The sequence below is a fragment of the Mixta sp. Marseille-Q2659 genome (assembly GCF_940807255.1).
Taxonomy (GTDB): domain Bacteria; phylum Pseudomonadota; class Gammaproteobacteria; order Enterobacterales; family Enterobacteriaceae; genus Mixta.
In genome coordinates this window covers 11,866-32,221 of sequence record NZ_CALNWY010000004.1, presented here as the reverse complement: position 1 = coordinate 32,221, position 20,356 = coordinate 11,866, and the positions used below count along the sequence as shown (strand labels likewise).

22 protein-coding genes are annotated in these 20,356 nt (G+C 58.2%); 11 read left to right on the top strand and 11 right to left on the bottom strand.

Annotation, left to right across the window (positions count from 1 at the left end):
- Positions 1 to 255 precede the first annotated feature (255 nt).
- Positions 256 to 972 (top strand): ATP-binding cassette domain-containing protein, encoded by a 717-nt coding sequence (locus tag P3C52_RS04360; RefSeq protein WP_275553980.1) that lies wholly within the window; start codon positions 256 to 258, stop codon positions 970 to 972.
- Between the two features lie 38 nt (positions 973 to 1,010).
- Here the strand turns inward: P3C52_RS04360 and bioD are convergent, their stop codons facing one another.
- Genes bioD through bioB form a run of 4 tightly spaced genes read right to left on the bottom strand, consistent with a single transcriptional unit; the run spans position 1,011 to position 4,608 of the window.
- The gene (gene bioD, locus P3C52_RS04355) at positions 1,011 to 1,691 is read right to left on the bottom strand and encodes a dethiobiotin synthase (RefSeq protein ID WP_275553979.1); all 681 of its coding nucleotides are present in this window, start codon (positions 1,689 to 1,691) and stop codon (positions 1,011 to 1,013) included.
- Complete coding sequence (bioC, locus tag P3C52_RS04350; RefSeq protein WP_275553978.1) at positions 1,684 to 2,442, bottom strand: malonyl-ACP O-methyltransferase BioC; 759 nt, start codon at positions 2,440 to 2,442, stop codon at positions 1,684 to 1,686. The genes bioD and bioC overlap by 8 nt, the downstream gene beginning before the upstream one ends.
- Entirely contained in the window at positions 2,423 to 3,577 is a 1,155-nt protein-coding gene (gene bioF, locus P3C52_RS04345; protein WP_275553977.1) for an 8-amino-7-oxononanoate synthase, read from the bottom strand. The genes bioC and bioF overlap by 20 nt, the downstream gene beginning before the upstream one ends.
- Entirely contained in the window at positions 3,577 to 4,608 is a 1,032-nt protein-coding gene (gene bioB / locus P3C52_RS04340) for a biotin synthase BioB (RefSeq protein ID WP_275553976.1), read from the bottom strand. Before bioB ends, bioF begins: the two co-directional genes overlap by 1 nt.
- A gap of 86 nt (positions 4,609 to 4,694) precedes the next feature.
- On the opposite strand from bioB, the gene bioA reads away from it, so the two are divergent.
- From bioA to P3C52_RS04320, 4 genes are all read left to right on the top strand, one after another.
- Complete coding sequence (gene bioA, locus P3C52_RS04335; RefSeq protein ID WP_275554122.1) at positions 4,695 to 5,987, top strand: adenosylmethionine--8-amino-7-oxononanoate transaminase; 1,293 nt, start codon at positions 4,695 to 4,697, stop codon at positions 5,985 to 5,987.
- 74 nt (positions 5,988 to 6,061) lie between these two features.
- Positions 6,062 to 7,117, top strand: coding sequence for an NADP-dependent oxidoreductase (locus P3C52_RS04330; protein WP_275554121.1), 1,056 nt, complete (start codon positions 6,062 to 6,064; stop codon positions 7,115 to 7,117).
- Positions 7,114 to 7,794, top strand: a complete 681-nt coding sequence (locus tag P3C52_RS04325) for a type 1 glutamine amidotransferase domain-containing protein (RefSeq protein WP_275553975.1) — start codon at positions 7,114 to 7,116, stop codon at positions 7,792 to 7,794. The genes P3C52_RS04330 and P3C52_RS04325 overlap by 4 nt, the downstream gene beginning before the upstream one ends.
- 14 nt (positions 7,795 to 7,808) lie before the next feature.
- The gene (locus tag P3C52_RS04320; RefSeq protein ID WP_275553974.1) at positions 7,809 to 8,285 is read left to right on the top strand and encodes a kinase inhibitor; all 477 of its coding nucleotides are present in this window, start codon (positions 7,809 to 7,811) and stop codon (positions 8,283 to 8,285) included.
- 17 nt (positions 8,286 to 8,302) lie between these two features.
- Here the strand turns inward: P3C52_RS04320 and P3C52_RS04315 are convergent, their stop codons facing one another.
- The 3 genes from P3C52_RS04315 to pgl all read right to left on the bottom strand — a co-directional run bounded on the left by P3C52_RS04315 (position 8,303) and on the right by pgl (position 10,177).
- Positions 8,303 to 8,647 (bottom strand): phosphatase PAP2 family protein, encoded by a 345-nt coding sequence (locus P3C52_RS04315; protein ID WP_275554120.1) that lies wholly within the window; start codon positions 8,645 to 8,647, stop codon positions 8,303 to 8,305.
- Positions 8,648 to 8,653: 6 nt separating this feature from the next.
- The gene (locus P3C52_RS04310; RefSeq protein ID WP_275553973.1) at positions 8,654 to 9,043 is read right to left on the bottom strand and encodes a hypothetical protein; all 390 of its coding nucleotides are present in this window, start codon (positions 9,041 to 9,043) and stop codon (positions 8,654 to 8,656) included.
- 138 nt (positions 9,044 to 9,181) lie between these two features.
- The gene (gene pgl, locus P3C52_RS04305) at positions 9,182 to 10,177 is read right to left on the bottom strand and encodes a 6-phosphogluconolactonase (RefSeq protein WP_275553972.1); all 996 of its coding nucleotides are present in this window, start codon (positions 10,175 to 10,177) and stop codon (positions 9,182 to 9,184) included.
- 157 nt (positions 10,178 to 10,334) lie between these two features.
- Here pgl and P3C52_RS04300 point away from each other — a divergent pair, with 157 nt between their 5' ends.
- Positions 10,335 to 11,153, top strand: a complete 819-nt coding sequence (locus P3C52_RS04300; RefSeq protein ID WP_275553971.1) for a pyridoxal phosphatase — start codon at positions 10,335 to 10,337, stop codon at positions 11,151 to 11,153.
- Between the two features lie 94 nt (positions 11,154 to 11,247).
- Here P3C52_RS04300 and modC read toward each other — a convergent pair whose 3' ends face one another.
- The 4 genes from modC to P3C52_RS04280 form a co-directional block, all read right to left on the bottom strand.
- Positions 11,248 to 12,309, bottom strand: coding sequence for a molybdenum ABC transporter ATP-binding protein ModC (modC, locus tag P3C52_RS04295; RefSeq protein WP_275553970.1), 1,062 nt, complete (start codon positions 12,307 to 12,309; stop codon positions 11,248 to 11,250).
- Positions 12,309 to 12,998, bottom strand: coding sequence for a molybdate ABC transporter permease subunit (modB, locus tag P3C52_RS04290; protein WP_275553969.1), 690 nt, complete (start codon positions 12,996 to 12,998; stop codon positions 12,309 to 12,311). The genes modC and modB overlap by 1 nt, the downstream gene beginning before the upstream one ends.
- Positions 12,998 to 13,774, bottom strand: a complete 777-nt coding sequence (gene modA, locus P3C52_RS04285; RefSeq protein WP_275553968.1) for a molybdate ABC transporter substrate-binding protein — start codon at positions 13,772 to 13,774, stop codon at positions 12,998 to 13,000. The genes modB and modA overlap by 1 nt, the downstream gene beginning before the upstream one ends.
- 148 nt (positions 13,775 to 13,922) lie before the next feature.
- Entirely contained in the window at positions 13,923 to 14,078 is a 156-nt protein-coding gene (locus P3C52_RS04280) for an AcrZ family multidrug efflux pump-associated protein (protein WP_085067555.1), read from the bottom strand.
- 164 nt (positions 14,079 to 14,242) lie between these two features.
- Between P3C52_RS04280 and modE the strand changes: the two genes are divergently transcribed.
- The 5 genes from modE to galM all read left to right on the top strand — a co-directional run bounded on the left by modE (position 14,243) and on the right by galM (position 20,293).
- On the top strand, positions 14,243 to 15,025 hold the full coding sequence (modE, locus tag P3C52_RS04275; RefSeq protein WP_275553967.1) for a molybdenum-dependent transcriptional regulator: 783 nt from the start codon (positions 14,243 to 14,245) through the stop codon (positions 15,023 to 15,025).
- A 76-nt stretch (positions 15,026 to 15,101) separates the two neighbouring features.
- Complete coding sequence (gene modF / locus P3C52_RS04270; protein WP_275553966.1) at positions 15,102 to 16,571, top strand: molybdate ABC transporter ATP-binding protein ModF; 1,470 nt, start codon at positions 15,102 to 15,104, stop codon at positions 16,569 to 16,571.
- Positions 16,572 to 17,071: 500 nt separating this feature from the next.
- Positions 17,072 to 18,124: a galactose-1-phosphate uridylyltransferase gene (gene galT, locus P3C52_RS04265; RefSeq protein ID WP_275553965.1), complete on the top strand. Its 1,053-nt coding sequence runs from the start codon at positions 17,072 to 17,074 to the stop codon at positions 18,122 to 18,124.
- Positions 18,125 to 18,146: 22 nt separating this feature from the next.
- Complete coding sequence (gene galK / locus P3C52_RS04260; protein WP_275554119.1) at positions 18,147 to 19,268, top strand: galactokinase; 1,122 nt, start codon at positions 18,147 to 18,149, stop codon at positions 19,266 to 19,268.
- On the top strand, positions 19,262 to 20,293 hold the full coding sequence (galM, locus tag P3C52_RS04255; RefSeq protein WP_275553964.1) for a galactose-1-epimerase: 1,032 nt from the start codon (positions 19,262 to 19,264) through the stop codon (positions 20,291 to 20,293). The genes galK and galM overlap by 7 nt, the downstream gene beginning before the upstream one ends.
- The last annotated feature ends 63 nt before the right edge of the window (positions 20,294 to 20,356 follow it).

The following is a 20,356-nucleotide window of genomic DNA, read 5'->3' as shown; positions in this document are numbered from 1 at the left end:
GTGCATCCGGTTTATTACCGGATTAAATAATTAAGCAATTCTGACCATTTCCTGCAAACCAACCAGGATTAGGGCCTGCTTTTTCGGCGGTGGGCTGCTGTTGGCCTGAGGATTGCAAGTAAAAATGGACCTGGCGTCGTGGCAACCACGCGACGCAAAGAGGAAAGGTGCGATGACTTCGCCGATTTCTGTTTCCGGTCATGCTTGCAGTCCGGCTGGCAGAATGATTTTAACTGTACGGAAGGAGAGTAGCAGATGCTGAGTTTACGTTCGGTTAATCAGTTCTACGGCAAAAATCATATCCTGTGGGATGTGGATCTCGATCTGCCGCCCGGAACCTGCACCGGCATTATCGCCCAGCCGGGCATGGGCAAAACTACGCTGGTGAATTGTATTATGGGCCACCTGCCGGTAAATAGCGGCACCATGGTGTGGCAGCAGGCGGGAGCGGCCCCGCAGGATCTCCTGATGCAGCCGGCGACGACGCGTGCGCGGCTCGGCATCGGCTATGTGCCGCAGGGCCGCCAGATCTTTTCGCAGCTCAGCGTGGAAGAAAACCTGCAGATTGCTCTGCTGGCGGGGCAGCAGGATCGCCACTGTGCGATCCCGTCGCTGGTCTACGATCTCTTTCCCGCGCTGTGGCCGCTGCGCCATCAGCGCAGCGGCGATCTGCCACTGGCGCAGCAGCAGCACCTGGCGCTGGCGAGAGCCTTAACCCTGCAGCCCAAACTGCTGATTCTGGATGAGCCGACCGAAGGCATGTCGCCGTGGCTGGAAGAGGAGATGGGCAATTTGCTGCATCGACTGAATCATGAGTTCGGCCTGACAATCCTGCTGCTGGAGCAGCGTATTTCGGTTATTCGTCGCGTCGCCGACTACTTTTTATTGCTGCACCGGGGACGCAACGTGGCGCAGGGCCACGTTGCGGATCTGAATGAAAGCGTGGTCGATAAATGGCTGGCGGTAAGCTGAGGTTGCAGCTTACCGATATTGCTTTGGGGTTAGCCTTCTCAGGCTGCTGGCGTCGGCAGGCGCAAATAGTCGCCGAGCCGCGCCTCATCGATATTTTCCAGCCAGGGAATTTCGCCCAGCATCGGTGCCGGCAGGCGCTGTTGCAGCGTGGCGAGATATTCCTGATGCCGACGGCCCGGCGGCTCGACATCGTTCGCGATCCAGCCCGCCAGCGGCAGTCCCGCATTTAAAATCGCCTCGGCGGTCAGCAGCGCATGATTGATGCAACCGAGCTTAACGCCCACCACCAGAATCACCGGCAGCTGCTCCTGTTTCACCCAGTCGGCATAAGTCTGACGCTCGGAAAGCGGCGTATACCAGCCGCCAGCGCCTTCCACCAGCACCCACTCCGCTTTTTCACGCAGGTTATGCAAGCCAGCAGAGAGCGTCGCGAATTCAATGGGCTGCCCGGTATCGGCACTGACAATATGCGGCGAGGTGGGTTCGATAAACACCAACGGATTGATCTCTTGATAGCTGAGCGGCAGGCTACTGTTGCGCTGCAGCGCCAGCGCATCGCCGTTGCGGATGCCTTCTGCCGTCATCTCGCTGCCTGAGGCCACCGGCTTATAGCCGGCGGTGGCAAAACCTGCGCGATTAGCCGCCTGCAGCAGCGCGCTACTGGCCACGGTTTTGCCGACTTCGGTATCGGTTCCGGTCAGGAACCAGCAATTACTCACAATCAATCACTCCGGTAATCAGTTGATAAGATAACAGATAGCCCTGCTCATCCTGCGGCCAGTGCTGGGCCAGCTGATGCAGGCGCTGACGCGTCAGCAGCCCGCTGGCGCGTCCCTGATGAATATGGGTGGCGCCGATCCCCTTTAATGAATGCAGCGCGCTCAGCACATCGGGAAAATGCTGTACTACCGTTTCACAATGCAGCCGCAGCGCCATACCCGCGCCAGCCTGCCGGATAGCCGACTCGGAAAGAAAACGGTTTACGTGCTGATAATCATCCACCGCCTGCCAGGCGCTACGCACCTCCTGCAGCGAGGCTTCCGCCAGCGTGGAGAACAGCACCTGTCCGCCGGGGCGCGTCACGCGGCAAAGTTCACGCAGCCCCTGCGCCAGGTCGTCACACCACTGCAGCGCCAGATTGCTCCAGCTCAGATCGACGCTGTGGCTTTGCAGCGGCAGCGCCTCAATATCGCCCAGCAGATAGTGATGGGCGCTGGCGTCTCGTCGCGCCTGCGCCAGCATGCCCGGCGAGAGATCAAGCGCAATCACCTGATGTCCCTGCGCGCGCCAGCGCCGACTGAACCAGCCGGTACCGCAGCCCGCGTCCAGTACACGCCCTGCCGCCGCTGGCGGCAGCAGCGCCATCAGCCGCTCGCCGCTGTCACGCTGGAAGTTGGCAAAGCGATCGTAACCGTCTGCCGCGCGACCAAACGCCTGCGCCACCGCCTGTTTATTGATTTTGTGTGTCATCCAGCGCCTCCAGAAGCCGATCGATGTCTTCCGCCGTATGGCTGGCGGTCAGCGTAATACGCAGGCGAGCCGTGCCGGGCGGTACGGTAGGCGGCCGGATCGCCGTCACCCAGCAGCCGCGCTGACGCAGCCGTTCAGAAAGCCGCAGCGCCTGCGCCTCTTCGCCCACCAGCAGCGGCTGAATCGCGGTAGAAGATGGCAATAGCGTCAGCGCGAGCCGATCGGCGCCCGCGCGAAAACGGGCGATATTCTCCGCCAGCCGCTGGCGCTGTTCGTCGCCTTGCTGTACCGCCTGCAGCGCCGCCCGCAGCGCTTCTGCCTGCGCAGGCGGCATCGCCGTGCTGTAGATCAGATGGCGGGCAAACTGCAGCAGATAATCTGCGGTCGCGCGATCGCACAGCAGCGCCGCGCCGCTCACGCCAAAGGCTTTGCCAAAGGTGACCACCAGCAGCTCCGGCCTGATGCCCTGCTGCCAGCAGCTGCCGCGTCCCTGCTCGCCCTGCACGCCGATGCCGTGCGCATCGTCCACCAGCAGCCAGCCGCTCGCCTGCTGCGTCAGTTGATGCAGTGCGGCCAGCGGCGCGCTGTCGCCATCCATACTGAATACGCCCTCGGTTACCACCAGGGTTTCGCCTGCCTGCGGCGCGCTTAACAGGCGTTGCAGGCTGGCCGGTTGGTTATGGGCAAAACGGCGCAGCGTCGCCGGGCTCAGGCTGGCGGCCTCCAGCAGCGAAGCGTGCGACAACTTATCTGCCAGAATGCGATCGTCGCGCATCGCCAACGCACCAATCACTGCCTGGTTGGCGGCGTAACCGGAATTGAACAGCAGCGCGCATGGATAGCCGAGCCAGTCAGCCAGTTCCGCCTCCAGTTCAGCGTGCGGCAACGCATAGCCGGTAACATGGCCTGATGCGCCCGCGCCGACGCCGTAGCGCGCCGCGCCCTGCTGCCAGGCCGCGATAATGCGCGCATCGTCGCTCAAACCAAGGTAATCATTGCTGGCGAAATTGCGGTAGCGTTTGCCGTTATGCAGCAGCCAGCCGGCACGGCTCTGTGCCAGCAGGCTGCGCTGGCGTAAGCGCTGCTGCCGCTGCCGTTCGTCCAGCGCCGCAGCAATGCGATGTTGCCAGCTCATTACAGCGCCGCGTTGTAAAACTGCGTGGTATCGGCCTCGATCAGCTGCTGCGCCAGCGCCTGCTGCTGTTCGTTATCGCCCGCGCGGGTATGGGTATGTTCAGGGTTGAGGCCCAGCTTGCGGAACAACAGCAGATCTTTATCCTCTTCCGGGTTCGGCGTGGTCAGCAGCTTGCAACCGTAGAAAATAGAGTTGGCACCCGCCATAAAGCACATCGCCTGGGTCTGCTCGTTCATCTGCTCGCGTCCGGCGGAGAGACGTACGTGCGAGGTTGGCATCATAATGCGCGCCACGGCGATGGTGCGGATAAAATCAAAGGGATCGACATCCTCGTTATCCGCCAGCGGCGTGCCTTTCACCTTCACCAGCATATTGATCGGCACGCTTTCCGGCGGCGTCGGCAGGTTCGCCAGCTGCACCAGCAGCGCGGCGCGATCTTTGACCTCTTCGCCAAGGCCGACAATGCCGCCGGAGCAGACTTTAATGCCCGCCTCGCGCACTTTTTCCAGCGTATCCAGCCGCTCCTGATAGGTACGGGTGGTAATAATATTGCCGTAAAATTCCGGCGAGGTATCGAGGTTGTGGTTGTAGAAATCGAGCCCGGCCGCGCCGAGACGCTGCGCCTGCTCATCGTTCAGCGTGCCGAGCGTCATGCAGGTTTCCATGCCCATCGCCTTCACGCCCTGCACCATTTTTTCGAGGTACGGCATATCGCGATCGTTGGGGTTTTTCCACGCCGCGCCCATGCAGAAACGCGAGGAGCCCGCTGCCTTCGCCTTGCGCGCCGAGGCCAGCACCTCCTCCACTTCCATCAAACGCTCCGCTTCCAGTCCGGTTTTATAACGGGCGCTTTGCGGGCAATATTTGCAGTCTTCCGGGCAGGCGCCGGTTTTGATCGACAGCAGCGTACTCACCTGCACCTGTCGTGGGTCGAAGTGCTGCCGGTGAACCTGTTGCGCTTCAAACATCAGCTCAAGAAAAGGTTTATTAAACAGGGCCTGAGCCTCTGCCAGCGTCCAGCGCATTGCCATTGCTTACTCCAGAAATTGTCGTTTTTATGGTGCTACCTGATGTAGACTTGTAAACTAAATCTTTTTATTTTGGTTTACAAGTGATCATGACATCTGACGATCTCGCCTTTGACCGCGACCATATTTGGCACCCTTATACCTCCATGAGCGAACCGTTGCCCTGCTATCCGGTGGTCGGCGCGCAAGGCGTTTATTTAGAACTGGCCGATGGCCGCCAGCTGGTGGACGGCATGTCCTCCTGGTGGGCGGCGATTCATGGCTATAACCATCCGCGCCTGAATCAGGCGCTGCAGCAGCAAATGGCGCAAATGTCGCACGTGATGTTTGGCGGCATTACACATCCTGCTGCCGTGGCGCTCTGCCGCCGCCTGGTGGCGATGACGCCCGCGCCGCTGGAGTGCGTGTTTCTGGCGGATTCCGGCTCGGTAGCCGTTGAAGTCGCAATGAAAATGGCGCTGCAATACTGGCAGGCGCGCGGCGAGAAACGGCAGCGCTTTTTAACGCTGCGGCGCGGCTATCATGGCGATACTTTTTCCGCCATGTCGGTATGCGACCCGGAGAATTCGATGCACAGCCTGTGGCAGGGCTATCTGCCAACGCACCTGTTCGCGCCCGCGCCGCAGTGCCGTTTTGACGATGCCTGGGATGAGCAGGATATTGCCGACTTTGCCCAACAGATCGACGACCATGCCGACAGCATCGCCGCCGTGATCCTGGAGCCGATCGTGCAGGGCGCAGGCGGCATGCGCTTTTATCATCCACGCTATCTGCAAGCGGTACGCGCCCTGTGCGATCGCCATCAGATACTGTTGATTGCCGATGAAATCGCTACCGGCTTTGGCCGCACCGGTAAGCTGTTTGCCTGCGAACATGCCGGTATCGCGCCCGATATTCTCTGCGTAGGGAAAGCGCTGACCGGCGGCACCATGACGCTTTCCGCCACCCTGACCACCCGCGAGGTTGCCAACACCATCAGCAACGGTGCGGCGGGCTGCTTTATGCACGGGCCAACCTTTATGGGCAATCCGCTGGCCTGTGCCGTGGCCGACGCCAGCCTCGCGCTGCTGCAGGAAGGCGGCTGGCAAACGCAGGTGGCGAATATCGAGCAGCAGCTGCGTGCGACGCTGCTGCCGCTGGCCGCGCATCCACAGGTCGCCGACGCGCGCGTGTTGGGCGCGATCGGCGTGATTGAAAGCCGTCATCCGGTCAATCTGGCCGCCATCCAGCGCTTCTTTGTCGAACGCGGCGTCTGGATCCGCCCTTTCGGCAAGCTGATTTATGTGATGCCGCCTTATGTGATGACGCCCGCGCAGCTGGAACAGCTGACACAGGCCATTCACGCCGCGCTCGATCGGCCAGCGCTCTTTTCAGACGCCTGATGCGGGCTGACGCAAAGCGTGGGGCGGCGTGATGCACTACGCTTTTAGCATCCCCATTTGCACAGGAGTAAATGATGTCACAGCAAAAAGAGAGCAACCGTCAGGTTATCCTGACCTCACGTCCGCACGGCGCGCCGACCGCCGATAACTTCCGCCTCGACACGCAGCCGGTTCCCACGCCTGATGAAGGCCAGGTTCTGCTGCGGACGGTTTATCTCTCACTCGACCCTTATATGCGCGGTCGCATGAGCGATGCGCCTTCTTACGTGCCGCCTTTTGCCGTCAATGAAGTGTTGGGCGGCGGTACGGTGGCGATTGTCGAAACGTCGCGTCATCCCGATTACGCTGCGGGCGACTGGGTAGTGAGCCAGAGCGGCTGGCAGGATTATGCACTGTCGGATGGCAGCGACCTGTTTAAGTTACAGGGCCCGGTGCTGGAGCATCCTTCCTGGGCGCTCAGCCTGCTGGGAATGACCGGTTTTACCGCCTATATGGGACTGCTGGATATTGGTAATCCGCAGCCGGGCGAAACCGTGGTGGTGGCTGCCGCCACCGGCGCAGTGGGCTCGGTAGTGGGACAAATCGCGAAGCTGAAAGGCTGCCGTGTGGTCGGCATTGCCGGTGGCGAAGAGAAATGCCGCTATGCGCAAGAGACGCTGGGCTTTGACCACTGCGTCGATCACCGCCGCGACGATCTTGCTGAGCAGCTGAAACAGCACTGCCCGGACGGCATTGATGTCTATTTTGAAAATGTCGGCGGCAAAGTGTTTAACGCCGTACTGCCGCTGATGAACACCAAAGGACGCATTCCGCTGTGCGGTCTGATCGCCGACTATAACAGCACCAACCTGCCGCAAGGTGAAGACCACCTGCCGCTGTTCCAGGGCGCGATTCTGCGTAAACGCCTGCGCGTGCAGGGTTTTATTATCACTCAGGATTATGGCGATCGCTTTGACGAATTTTTCCGTCAGATGAGCCAGTGGATCGCGGAAGATCGTCTGGTATTGCGTGAACATATCGTCGACGGGCTGGAGCAGGCGCCGGAAGCCTTTATCGGCATGCTGGAAGGGAAAAACTTCGGCAAGCTGGTTATTCGGGTGGCAGACGATCAACCGGGAGAGCAGTCATGAAAATTTTGATGGTGTTAACCTCGCACAACCAGCTGGGCGACACCGGCAAAAAAACCGGCTTCTGGCTGGAAGAGTTCGCCGCGCCTTATTACATCTTTAAAGATGCCGGCATCAGCGTGGTATTGGCTTCCCCGCAGGGTGGCCAGCCACCGCTCGATCCAAAAAGCGATGCGCCCGATGCGCAGACCCATGATACTGAACGCTTTCGTCAGGATATTGCCGCGCAGCAGGCGCTGGCGAATACGCAACGTCTTGAAACTATTGATGGCAGCAAGTTCGACGCGGTATTTTATCCCGGCGGCCACGGTCCGCTCTGGGATCTGGCCGAGGACAAACACAGTATTGCGCTGATCGAAAACCTGTTTGCCAACGGCAAGCCAGTGGCGGCGGTGTGCCATGCGCCTGGCGTGCTGCGCCATGCGAAAAAGCCGGACGGTACGCCGCTGGTGGCCGGTAAACGCGTTACCGGCTTTACCAACAGCGAAGAACAGGCGGTTGGGCTGACCCATATTGTTCCTTTTCTGGTGGAAGATGAGCTGAAAAATCAGGGCGGCCTGTTTGAGCGCACGGAGGACTGGGGCGTGTGGGCAATCACCGATGGTCATTTGATTACCGGACAGAATCCTGCCTCATCGGCCGCAACCGCAGAAGAACTTTTAAAATTTTTGCATCGATAACAAACGGAGGTGCGATGAGGATTTACAGCCATAATTTCAACGACGGAGAGAAGATGCCGGAGCGCCATGTATTTAACGGCATGGGCTACCAGGGCGATAATATTTCACCGCATCTCGCCTGGGATGAGGTGCCGGATGGCACCAAAAGCTTTGTAGTGACCTGTTACGATCCCGATGCGCCGACCGGTTCTGGCTGGTGGCATTGGGTGGTGGCGAATATCCCCGCTGAGGTGACCGTGCTGCCGCAGGGCGCGGGATCGGGCCAGACGGCGCTGCCTGAAGAGGCGATTCAGACGCGTACCGATTTTGGTAAGGCGGGCTACGGCGGCGCGGCACCACCGCAGGGCGAAAGCCATCGCTATATTTTTACCGTTCACGCGCTGGACGTGGAAAAAATCGAGGTCGATGAAAACGCCAGCGGCGCGATGGTGGGCTTTAACGTCCATTTCCACCGCCTCGCCAGCGCGTCGATTACGGTACTTTACAGCTAATACTATCCGGCGGGGCGCTATTGCGCTCCGCCAGCCGCCAGCCGTTTGAACTCCTCTTTGGCTTTAATCATCTGCTGACTGAACTGCGCGTTGCTGTGCAGCCTGGCCACCACGGCCGCTGCCATAATACGTGCGGCATCAATATCGCTTTGCCAGTGATAGCCGCAAATTACCCGACTTTCGCCAATCTCCAGTCCGCGTCGCATGATTTCCTGCTGACGTGCCGGATTGATCTCCGCCAGCACCAGTGCTAACGCCCAACCAATAGTGGTATGGCCGGAAGGATAAGAGCCTTCGCCCGCCAGCGTTTGCTCATCCTCCTGGCGACAGGTCGGCACGCCGTAAAAAGAGAACGGTCGTATGCGTTGCTAATGTTTTTTCGCGCTGGCGGTAGCCCAGGTTCCCGCATCTTCTTTCATGGTAATCATCAGGCGGTAAATTTCAGGCGCCTGTTCTTTACTCAGCGGATAGTCAAACGCATCGGCAAATAGCAGCGGAATATTTTCCGCTTTAACATTCGCATCCTGCCAGGCAAGTTTGCCACGCGCGGTTCTGCGCTGCGCAACGCCCCAATCGTACATCGCCTTATCCCGCAGGAAATCAACGCTGTTAAAGTCGGGCGGCGGCGGCAGTATAGCCAGGCTATCCGGCGCTTCTGAGGCAGTTAAATAGTGAGGAACCGCTTCTGCACCAGCGGCGGTGGAAAACAGCAGGCTGAACAGCAGCAGGGATGGGCAGATATTGCGTAGCGGGGTCATGATAGCTTCCTTGTTGAGTAATCTCCGCGGTTAGGTCAACCCGACGGCGAAATAAACACAACCCGGAAAGTGCAATAATTTGATCTGACAAAAAATAACCTGCCGCAACGCAGCCGAAACTGCGATGCGGCTCAAGTTTTACAGCGCGTGGATCACCACCCACATCGGACCCTGGCCGACCGCGTAGCGTGCCAGCGGCGTTAACAGCCCCTGCTCGCCGCCGATGCGGTAGACTTCGATATGGTGCGATTTCTGCCCGGCCGCCACCAAATATTGTCCGCTTTGATCAATATTAAAACCGCGTGGCTGCGTTTCGGTCGGCTGATGCCCTTCCAGCGTTAATAATCCGCCATCTTCGCTGACGCTAAAGATTGTCAGGGTGCTGGAGGTACGATCGCAGGCGTAAAGATGACGGCCATTCGGCGTTAAGTGAATATCCGCCGCCCAGCGCGTGCCGGTGAAATCAGCAGGCTGCATATCCAGGCTCTGAACGCACTCGACCTCGCCGTTAGCGTTGCGCAGCTGCCAGACGTCTACCGTGCTGTTAAGTTCGTTAACGCAATAGGCGTACTGCTGATTTGGGTGGAATACCATATGACGCGGGCCTGCGCCCTCGACGGTTGTCACCTGCGGTTGCTGATGCGGCGTCAGTTTACCCGTAGCGTGAACATCAAACAGGCAGATACGATCCTGCTTCAGCGCCGGTACGAACAGCGTCTGATTATCACTGCCGATATTGGCGGAGTGGCAGCCTTCCAGACCATTAATCACCTGGCTCGGCTCCAGCGGCACGCCGTCGGCACCAATCGGACTGATGCTGACGCAGGCGTCGTTATAGGAGCCGCAAAACAGGAATTTGCCCTGGCGATCGGTCGAGATATGCGTCGGGCTACCGGGCAGCGATGCCTGGCCCGCTTCGCTCAGAGTGCCATCTTCCGCGATGCGGTAAGCGATAGTGCGGAACTGCGGGCGCACGCCGACATATAAAAAGGGCTGGGTTGGATTGACCACCATCGGCTGCACCTGACCGGCGACGTCCACGACCTGCAACAGCGTCAGCGCGCCCTCCTCGCTCATACGCCAGACGTGAATCTGCTGGCTTTCGGGACTGGCGGTATACACAACTTGCTTCATGAATTCTCCTTGTCTTATTACCTGTAATTTTTTACCTGAGGCAAAGGGTAGCGCGTTTTACCACGCCCGTCGGATTGTTTCTGCCGCTGTCATTTGGTGCCCGGCGTCGCAGGGTGTAACATCGCTGCTTTGCTAATAATGACTGGCGGAATTAACTATGAGCTATCGCGTGATTGCCCTCGACCTTGACGGTACGCTGCTGACGCCGCGTAAAACTATTCTTCCTGAATCTTTGGCCGCGCTGGCCGAGGCGAAACGGGCCGGGGTGAAAATCCTGATTGTGACCGGACGTCATCACTGCGCCATTCATCCTTTTTATCAGGCGCTGGCGTTAGATACACCTGCAATCTGCTGTAACGGTACTTATTTGTATGATTATCAGGCAAAAAAAGTGCTTTCCGCCGATCCGCTGGCAAAACCACAGGCACTAAAAGTAATTGAAATGCTTGATCAGCAGGCAATCCACGGACTGCTGTATGTCGATGATGCGATGCTCTATCAGACGCCGACCGGTCATGTGGAGCGCACGCTCTTGTGGGCTGAGTCGCTGCCGCCTCATCAGCGTCCGCTGTTTTTGCAGGTGCCCGATTTAGCCGCCGCCGCACAAGATGCGCAGGCGATCTGGAAGTTCGCCCTTTCTCATCCCGATACGCGAGCGCTACAGCAGTTTGCCGATAGCGTCGAACAGGAGCTGGGGCTGGCGTGCGAATGGTCGTGGCACGATCAGGTGGATATTGCGCAGGCGGGCAACAGCAAAGGCAAACGCCTGGCGGAATGGGTGGCGTCACAGGGGCTGGAGATGAAGGATGTGCTGGCGTTCGGTGATAACTATAACGATCTCAGCATGCTGGAAAATGTCGGGCTGGGCGTGGCGATGGGCAATGCCGATGAGGCGATTAAAGCACGCGCCGCGCGGGTGATCGGCACCAATCTCGAACCGGGTATTGCCGAGACGATCCGCCGCGAAGTGCTGTAATCGCAGGCGGCGTTTTTCCGCCGCTGAAGGCGTTTCTTTGCCTGGCGGAGCCGATCGGGTTGCCGGCTCCGCCCGCTTTATACGCTGTCAGGCATCAGGAGCTGATTGAAACGCTTTTAATCTGGGCAAACAGCCACATTCCCGGCTTGATCGCCAGTTCATCGCGCGCCCAGGGCGTAATACGCGCCCACAGCTCGCTGGCACCGATGCGCAGTTTGACCTCGACCTGCTGATTATCCACCTCAATCAGCTCGCTGACCTGGGCAGGCAGCACATTACGAATGGTGCTGTTCAGCGGCGGTTGAAGCGTTAACGACACATCCGCCGACTGAATACGAATACGCAGCGGCGTTTTCTGCGGCGCGTCGACACGGCTGACCCAAATATGCTGATCGCCCAGCGAAAGCGCGGTCATCGCGTAATCGGGATGCTGCTCCAGCACCTGTACGCGCAACACGGTGCTTTGTTCGCTACGCGGCAGCCACGGACGCAGCGCGCTGCTGCTCCAGACCTCCTCCAGCGTGCCGGAGGCTTTCACTTGTCCGTTGTCCAACACCAATACCCGATCGGCCAGCTGTAAAATCTCATCCAGGCTATGCGAAACATAAAGCAGAGGAATATCCACCTGCTTCGCCAGCTTTTGCAGATAGGGCAGCAGTTCGCGTTTGCGCGGCAGATCCAGCGCCGCCAGCGGCTCATCCATTAGCAAAATATCGGGCGCGGTAAGCAGCGCGCGGCCAATGGCGACCCGCTGTTTTTCACCGCCGGAAAGCGACCAGGGAAAACGATCCAGCAACTCACCGATGCCCAAAAGATTGACCAGTGCATCAAACTGCGGCTGGCGGCTTTTCGCCATGCCGTAGCGCAAATTGCCGCGCACCCGATAATGAGGAAAGAGGCGCGCCTCCTGAAAGACATAGCCGATGCGCCGTTTTTCCGGCGGCAGCCAGACTTTTTCCTCAGCATTGCTGAGCGTGCGGCCATTCAGGCGAATAAAACCCTGCTGCGGCTGCGCCAGCCCGGCGATAGCGTTGATCAACGAGGTTTTTCCCGCGCCGGAGACGCCAAAAACGGCAGTAATGCCTTTGGCCGGCAGCTGAGTATCGATCTGCAACGTGCTGTCGCCCTGTTGCAGCGTAAAATTAAGTTCCAGCATCAGCCCCCCAGACGCTTACGGCCCCAGCGGGCCAGCCATTCCGACAGCAATAGCGAGATCAACGCCAGCGCGATAGCAATCAGGCAGAGCCTGGCGGCGTTGGCTTCGGCCCCCGGCATTTCTAACAGGGTAAACATCGCCAGCGGAATGGTGCGGGTTTCGCCAGGAATATTAGAGACAAAAGTAATGGTGGCACCGAATTCGCCCAGCGAACGGGCGAAGGCAAGAACGGTGCCGGCGATCAGTCCGGGCAGCGTTAATGGCAGCGTGATGGTAAAAAAAACCCGCCAGCGACCGGCGCCTAAGGTGCGCGCCGCCTGCTCCAGTTTCGGATCGACCGCTTCCAGCGCCAGGCGAATTGCCCGCACCATCAGCGGCAGTGCCACCACCGCGGCCGCTAACGCCGCGCCGCGCCAGCTAAAGGCAAAGCTGATGCCGAACCAGTCATACAACCATGCGCCAAGCCAGCCGCGCCGTCCCAGCGACAATAACAGCAGATAGCCCACCACTACTGGCGGCAGCACCAGCGGCAGATGAATCAGGCTGTCCAGCAGCGCTTTGCCGCGGAACTGACAGCGCGCCAGCAGCCAGGCGAGAAAAATGCCTAACGGCAAACTGGCAATAACGGCAATGGCAGAGACTTTCAGGCTGAGTTCAACAGCCTGCCATTCAACATCACTCAGTATCATTAGCGTGGGGTAAATCCATATTTTTTAAATATTGCCGCCGCCTCAGGTCCTTTGAGGTAGTCATAAAACGCGCTGACCATGGGCTGACGATGATCTTTAACGATGGCCATCGGATACTCAACCGGCTTATGGCTGTTTTCCGGGAAACGTCCCACCACCGTCACGTTTTTGCTGGCTACGGCGTCGGAACCGTAAACGATGCCGTAAGGCGTTTCGTTACGTTCCACCAGCGCCAGTGCGGCTCGCACATTATTGGCGCGCGCCATAACCGGCGACAGCGTATCCCAGGCTCCAAGATTTTGTAAGGCCTCTTTCGCATAAATTCCTGCCGGAACATGGTCCGGGTCGCCGGTAGCGATACGCTGGCCTTTTAACAGGCTTTTCCAGTCGGTATTTTTATCGATGCTGACCGCTTTGGCATGGGCATCTGCAGGTGCGATCAGTACCAGATCGTTGCCCAGCAGCGTGTAGCGGGAATCCTGCTCAATGCTGTTTTTCTGCGCCGCGTAATCCATCCACTGCTGATCGGCAGAAATAAACAGATCGGCGGGTGCGCCCTGCTCTATCTGGCGCGCCAGCGTTGAAGAGGAAGCATAAGAGGTGACGATTTTTATCTCATGCTTATTTTTTTCATACTGGCTGACAATATCCTGTAGCGCGTTGGTCAGCGACGCCGCCGCAAAAACAGTGATATTTTCCGCCGCCACGGCGTGGCCTGCGACGCTCAGGCTGATGGCTGCAGCGCCCAGCCAGTGACCCCATTTAACAACAGACATAGTTTTCTCCCGGTTACGTTATGTAGCGCATACTATAACGATACCGGGAAGGCTGTCATACGTTTGATCAAAGCGAAAGCGCGGAGAGCGAAAACAGCAGGGCCGACATCATGTCGGCCCTGCGATAAAGAAAGAGAGTGCGGTAAGCTTACTGACGATGCTTTGCCGGTTGGTCATTACGATGACCGAATTTTGAAATGACGTTAAAGACTTCGCCAAGGCCATAGATCAGGCCAAGGATAATCGCCATTACGATCGGCACCATGATCACGGCGACAGCAAGGCTTTTTAATAACTCCAGCATAGTTGCCTCGTTTATTGCGGTAAAAAAACTATTTTAACCAATGTGATAAAAAACGCACTGGCCTTTTGTGCGCTTTACCTTTCCTTAAACGGCGCGCCGTAACGCCGTGACACCCTCTGCCGCCTCTTTTACAATTGCGCCAGGTTCACTTTACAGGGCTTCGTATGCAGGCTGATATTTCACTGATTATTCGACTACAGCAGAAGCTGTTTGCCGATCCGCGCCGGATTGCGCTGCTACAGCAGATCAAGCATACCGGTTCCATTAGTCAGGGCGCAAAGCTGGCGGGCATCAGCTATAAAAGCGCCTGGGATGCGATTAATGAGATGAACCAGCTGGCGGAGCGCACGCTGGTAGAACGCGCCACCGGCGGCAAAGGCGGCGGCGGCGCGCAGCTGACGCGCTACGGCGAACGTCTTATTGAACTGTTCCGTTTGCTGGAGCAAATCCAGCAGAAGGCCTTTGATGTGCTGCAGGACGATGGGCTGCCGCTGGATAGCCTGTTGGCCGCGATTGCCCGCTTTTCACTGCAGACCAGCGCGCGCAATCAGCTGTTCGGTACCGTGCTGCACCGCGATGCAGAGCAGGTGCAGCAGCATCTGGAGGTGTTGCTGGCCGATGGTCAGACGCGCCTGAAAGCGGCCCTGACACGCCAGAGCGCCGATCGTCTTCAGCTCAGCGCCGGAAAAGAGGTGCTGCTGTTAATTAAAGCGCCTTGGATTGAAGTCAGCCGAGACGCCTCCGGGGCTGATAATCAGCTCCCCTGCACTATCAACGCCATTGAACGCGGCGAGCAGCAGAGCGAAGTGCTGATGAGCCTGGCGAGCGGCGAGACTTTATGCGCCACCGTTAGCAATGAGCAAGTCGCCCAGCAAAATCTACAGCCAGGCGCCGTGGTAATAGCACATTTTAATGCCGATCGGGTGATTATCGCGACGCTGCTCTGAATCCGTTATGGCCGTTTGACAAGCCTCCAGCCAGCCATTAGAAAGGTTTTTCACGCTGCAAAAAACGGAATGAAAAATGGCTACGTTGCAAATTTCGCAAGGCACGTTTCGTCTTAGCGATACCCGAATACTGACGCTTAACGATTTAACGCTGCAAAGCGGCCAAAGCTGGGCTTTTGTGGGGGCGAACGGCAGCGGCAAATCTTCGCTGGCGCGCGCGCTAACCGGTGAACTCCCACCGTTACAGGGCAGCGTTCAGCATGATTTTGCGCGCCCGACGCGCCTGTCGCTGGAAAAGCTGCAAAAGCTGGTGCAGGAAGAGTGGCAACGTAACAATACCGATCTGCTTAGCGAAGGCGAAGAGGATACTGGCCGCACCGCAGCAGAAATGATTCAGGACGAGGTAAAAGATGCGGCGCGCTGTCGTCAGCTGGCGCAGCTGTTCGGCATTGAATACCTGCTGGATCGCCGCTTTAAATATCTCTCCACCGGCGAAACGCGCAAAACCTTACTCTGCCAGGCGCTGATGGCTCAGCCCGATCTGCTGGTGCTGGACGAGCCTTTCGACGGGCTGGATACCGCTTCGCGCGCCAGCCTTGCCGCGCTGCTTGAGGAGCTGCATCAGCAGGGCTATACGCTGGTGCTGGTGCTGAATCGGTTTGATGATATTCCCGCTTTTGTTGAGCGCATCGGCGTGCTGGCGGAGTGCCATTTAACGCATGTCGGCGCACGCAGCGAGGTGCTGGAAGAAGCGCTCATTGCACAGCTGGCGCACAGCGAACGTCTGGCCGGAATGGCGCTGCCGGAGGCGGATAATCCTGCGCAGCAGCCGCAGCTGGCGCCCGATGAAGCGCGGATCGTGTTGAAAAACGGCGTGGTGAGCTACAACGACCAGCCGGTGCTGCATGGCCTGAGCTGGGAAGTAAAACCAGGCCAGCACTGGCAAATCGTTGGGCCGAACGGCGCCGGGAAATCTACCCTGCTGAGTCTGGTTACCGGCGATCATCCGCAGGGCTACAGCAATGATTTAACGCTGTTTGGACGGCGGCGCGGCAGCGGCGAAACCATCTGGGATATTAAGCAGCATATCGGCTACGTCAGCAGCAGCCTGCATCTGGATTATCGCGTCGCCATCAGCGTGCGCAACGTTATTCTCTCCGGCTATTTTGATTCCATTGGGCTTTATCAGGCGGTTTCCGATCGGCAGCGAACGCTTGCCAATAGCTGGCTGGCGCTGCTGGGCATGGAAAAGCTGGCGGATGCGCCGTTTCATAGCCTCTCCTGGGGCCAGCAGCGGCTGGTATTGATTGCGCGTGCGCTGGTGAAACATCCGACGCTGCTGATCCTTGATGAGCCGCTGCAGGGACTGGATCCAATTAATCGACAGCTGGTACGCCGTTTCGTTGACGTGCTGATTGCCGAAGGCCGGACGCAGCTGCTGTTCGTTTCACATCATGCAGAAGATGCGCCGCAGTGTATTACTCATCGTTTGAGCTTTGTGCCGCAGGATGGCCGTTATGGATATCAGATCGATGCGCTGAGCTAAAGGGAAGGCCCGGTGACGCCGGGCCGAAGCTGTTGCTGTTGCTGTTGCTGTTGCTGTTGCTCAGGCCGCAGAAAATGCTTTTTTGCCTGACTTGCCTAACCTTCCTGCTTACCCTGCCATCCTGGTTGCCAATTTTCAGTTACCCAGCTTCACCGCTTCACCGCTTTACCGCTTTACCGCTTTACCGCTTTACCGCTTTACCGCTTCACCGGCGATCTTACCGTCTTCGTTTTTCCCGCATCCCTTTCTTTTCCATGCCGTCTCTGCTCTTTTCTTTATTGCCGCGTTTAAGCGTATGACCGCAATTTGAACAAGTGTAACCGTTACCATATTTTCCTCATGCAAAATAAAAGCCCTGCGCCGCATACGCCATGCCATCTGGCAAATAAGAATTTTCAGCTTGTGTAAACGATTCCATTTATCCAGACTGGATCACGCTTTCGCGTTTTACACTGTGCTATTTTTTTATTCTGCGATTAAGTCAGCTATCAGGACACAACATGGAAAAATTCAATCCGGTCGATCACCCGCATCGCCGTTACAATCCGCTGACCGATCAGTGGGTACTGGTTTCTCCGCACCGCGCTAAACGCCCATGGCAGGGCGCGCAGGAGGCTCCGGCCGTACAACAACTGCCGAAACACGATCCCGACTGTTTCCTCTGTCCGGGCAATACGCGTGTCACCGGCGATAAAAACCCTGACTATTCCGGCACCTACGTTTTTAAAAATGACTTTGCCGCGCTAATGGTTGATACGCCGGAAGCGCCGCAGAGCGACGATATGCTGATGCGCTGTGAAAGCGCACGCGGCACCAGCCGGGTCATCTGTTTTTCGCCAGATCACAGCAAAACGCTGCCGGAGCTGAGCCTGACGGCACTGGAAGAAGTGGTCAGCACCTGGCAGCAGCAAACCGCCGAGCTGGGCCAGCACTATCCATGGGTACAGGTTTTTGAAAATAAAGGCGCGGCGATGGGCTGCTCTAACCCACATCCTCATGGTCAGGTCTGGGCGAACAGCTTTCTGCCGAATGAAGTACAGCGCGAAGATCAACATCAGCGCACTTACTGGCAGCAGCACGGCTCGCCGATGCTGGTGGATTACGTGGCGCGTGAACTGAAAGATGGCAGCCGCACCGTAGTGGAAACTGAACACTGGCTGGCGGTGGTGCCCTGGTGGGCCGCCTGGCCGTTTGAAACGCTGCTGCTGCCGAAAACCCATATTCTGCGTCTGGTGGATCTCACCGAGGCGCAGCGCAGCGACCTGGCGCTGGCACTGAAAAAGCTGACCAGCCGCTACGATAACCTGTTTCAGTGTTCCTTCCCCTACTCGATGGGCTGGCACGGCGCACCGTTTAATGGCGAAGAGAACAGCCACTGGCAGTTGCACGCCCATTTTTATCCGCCGCTGCTGCGTTCAGCGACGGTACGTAAATTTATGGTTGGGTACGAAATGCTGGCAGAAACCCAGCGTGACTTAACCGCAGAGCAGGCAGCGGAGCGCCTGCGTTCTGTCAGTGATATTCATTTCCGCCAGACGGGAGACTCAGAATGACGTTAAAACCACTACCGCCCAGATTTTCCAGCAGCAGTTCGGCTATCAGCCGACCCACACGATTCAGGCGCCGGGCCGCGTCAACCTGATTGGCGAGCATACCGACTACAACGACGGTTTCGTGCTGCCCTGCGCGATCGATTATCAAACGGTGATCAGCTGCGCGAAACGCGACGATCGCCAGGTGCGGGTGATCGCCGTCGATTACGATAACCAGCAGGACATTTTCTCGCTGGATGAGCCGATCATGAGCGTGAAAGAGCCGATGTGGGCTAACTACGTGCGCGGCGTGGTGAAACACTTACAGCAGCGCAACAGCAATTTTAACGGCGCCGATCTGGTGATTAGCGGCAACGTGCCGCAGGGCGCAGGCCTGAGTTCCTCCGCCTCGCTGGAAGTGGCGGTCGGCACGGTGTTCCAACAGCTTTATCATCTGCCGCTGGATGGCGCTGAAATCGCGGTGAACGGCCAGGAAGCGGAGAACCAGTTTGTTGGCTGCAACTGCGGCATTATGGACCAGCTGATTTCGGCACTGGGTAAAAAAGATCATGCGATGCTGCTCGACTGCCGCACGCTGGGCACGCGTGCGGTGCCGATGCCGAAAGACGTGGCGGTAGTGATTATCAACTCCAACTTCCGCCGCAGCCTGGTCGGCAGCGAATATAACACCCGCCGCGAACAGTGCGAAACCGGTGCGCGCTTCTTTAGCCAGCCCGCGCTGCGTGATATAGATATTGAACAGTTCCGGGCGGTCGAGCATGAACTGGATGCGCAGGTCGCGAAACGCGTTCGCCATGTGTTGACCGAAAATGCACGTACGCTGGAAGCCGCCGAAGCGCTGAGCAAAGGCGACCTGAAACGTATGGGCGAGCTGATGGCGGAGTCACACGCTTCCATGCGCGATGACTTTGAAATTACCGTACCGCCAATCGATCTGCTGGTTGAGCTGGTGAAAGAGGTAATCGGCGATAAAGGCGGCGTGCGCATGACCGGCGGCGGCTTCGGCGGCTGCGTAGTGGCGCTGATGCCGCTCGATCTGGTCGAGCCGGTCAAAGCGGCGGTCGCCAGCCAGTACGAAGCCAAAACCGGCATCAAAGAGACCTTTTACGTCTGTCAGGCATCGGAAGGAGCGGGACAATGCTAAACGAGGCAACGTCACTGGCGCCCGATGGGCAGCCGTGGCGCATTACCGTGCTGCGCAACGGCAACGGAATGGTGGCCACTTTTATGGACTGGGGCGCCACCTGGTTGTCGGCGCGTGTGCCGATGAAAGATGGCAGCGTGCGCGAGGCGCTGCTGGGCTGCGCCACGCCATCCGATTACCTTAACCAGACCGCCTATCTCGGCGCGACCGTCGGGCGCTATGCGAATCGCATCGCCAATGCCCGCCTGAACGAGGCCGGCATTACGCTGCTGGCGAACCAGGGCGCGCATCAGCTGCACGGCGGGCCGGAAGGCTTTGACAAACGGCGCTGGCAGATTGTCAACCAGAGCGAAAACAGCGTGCGTTACCGCATCGATTCGCCCGATGGCGATCAGGGCTATCCCGGCAATTTAGTGGCGCAGGTGGAGTACCGTCTGGATGATAATAACTGCCTGACCATCAGTTGGGAGGCGCAGGTCGATCGGCCCTGCCCGGTCAATCTGACCAACCACGCCTATTTCAACCTGGATGCGCATCACGGCGATGCGCGCCAGCATACGCTGCAGCTCAGCGCCGACAGCTATCTGCCGGTCAGCAGCGAAGGCATTCCGCGCGCGCCGCTGCAGCCGGTGGAGAACGGCGGCTTTGATTTCCGCCAGCCAAAATCCATTGGCCGCGACTTTTTGCAGGATGAAGATCAGCGCCTGGTGCAGGGTTACGATCACGCCTTTTTGCTCAATCCGCGCGAGGCGCAACAGCCCGCCGCACAGCTCTGGTCGGCGGACAGCAAACTGAAGCTAACGGTACACACTTCGGCATCCGCGCTCCAGTTCTACAGCGGCAATTATCTGGAAGGCACGCCCGCACGCGACCAGGGCAGCTATAATGCATTCCAGGGCATCGCGCTGGAAAGCGAGTTCCTGCCGGACTCGCCGAACCATCCTGAATGGCCTCAGCCTGACTGTTGGTTACAACCAGGTGAAACCTATTACAGTGTTACCCGCTATACATTAACGGCGGAATAACAACAGGCTGAAAAACAGGCATCGCGCAGGCTAACTACTTACGCCCTGCGTAGATTTCCGCTA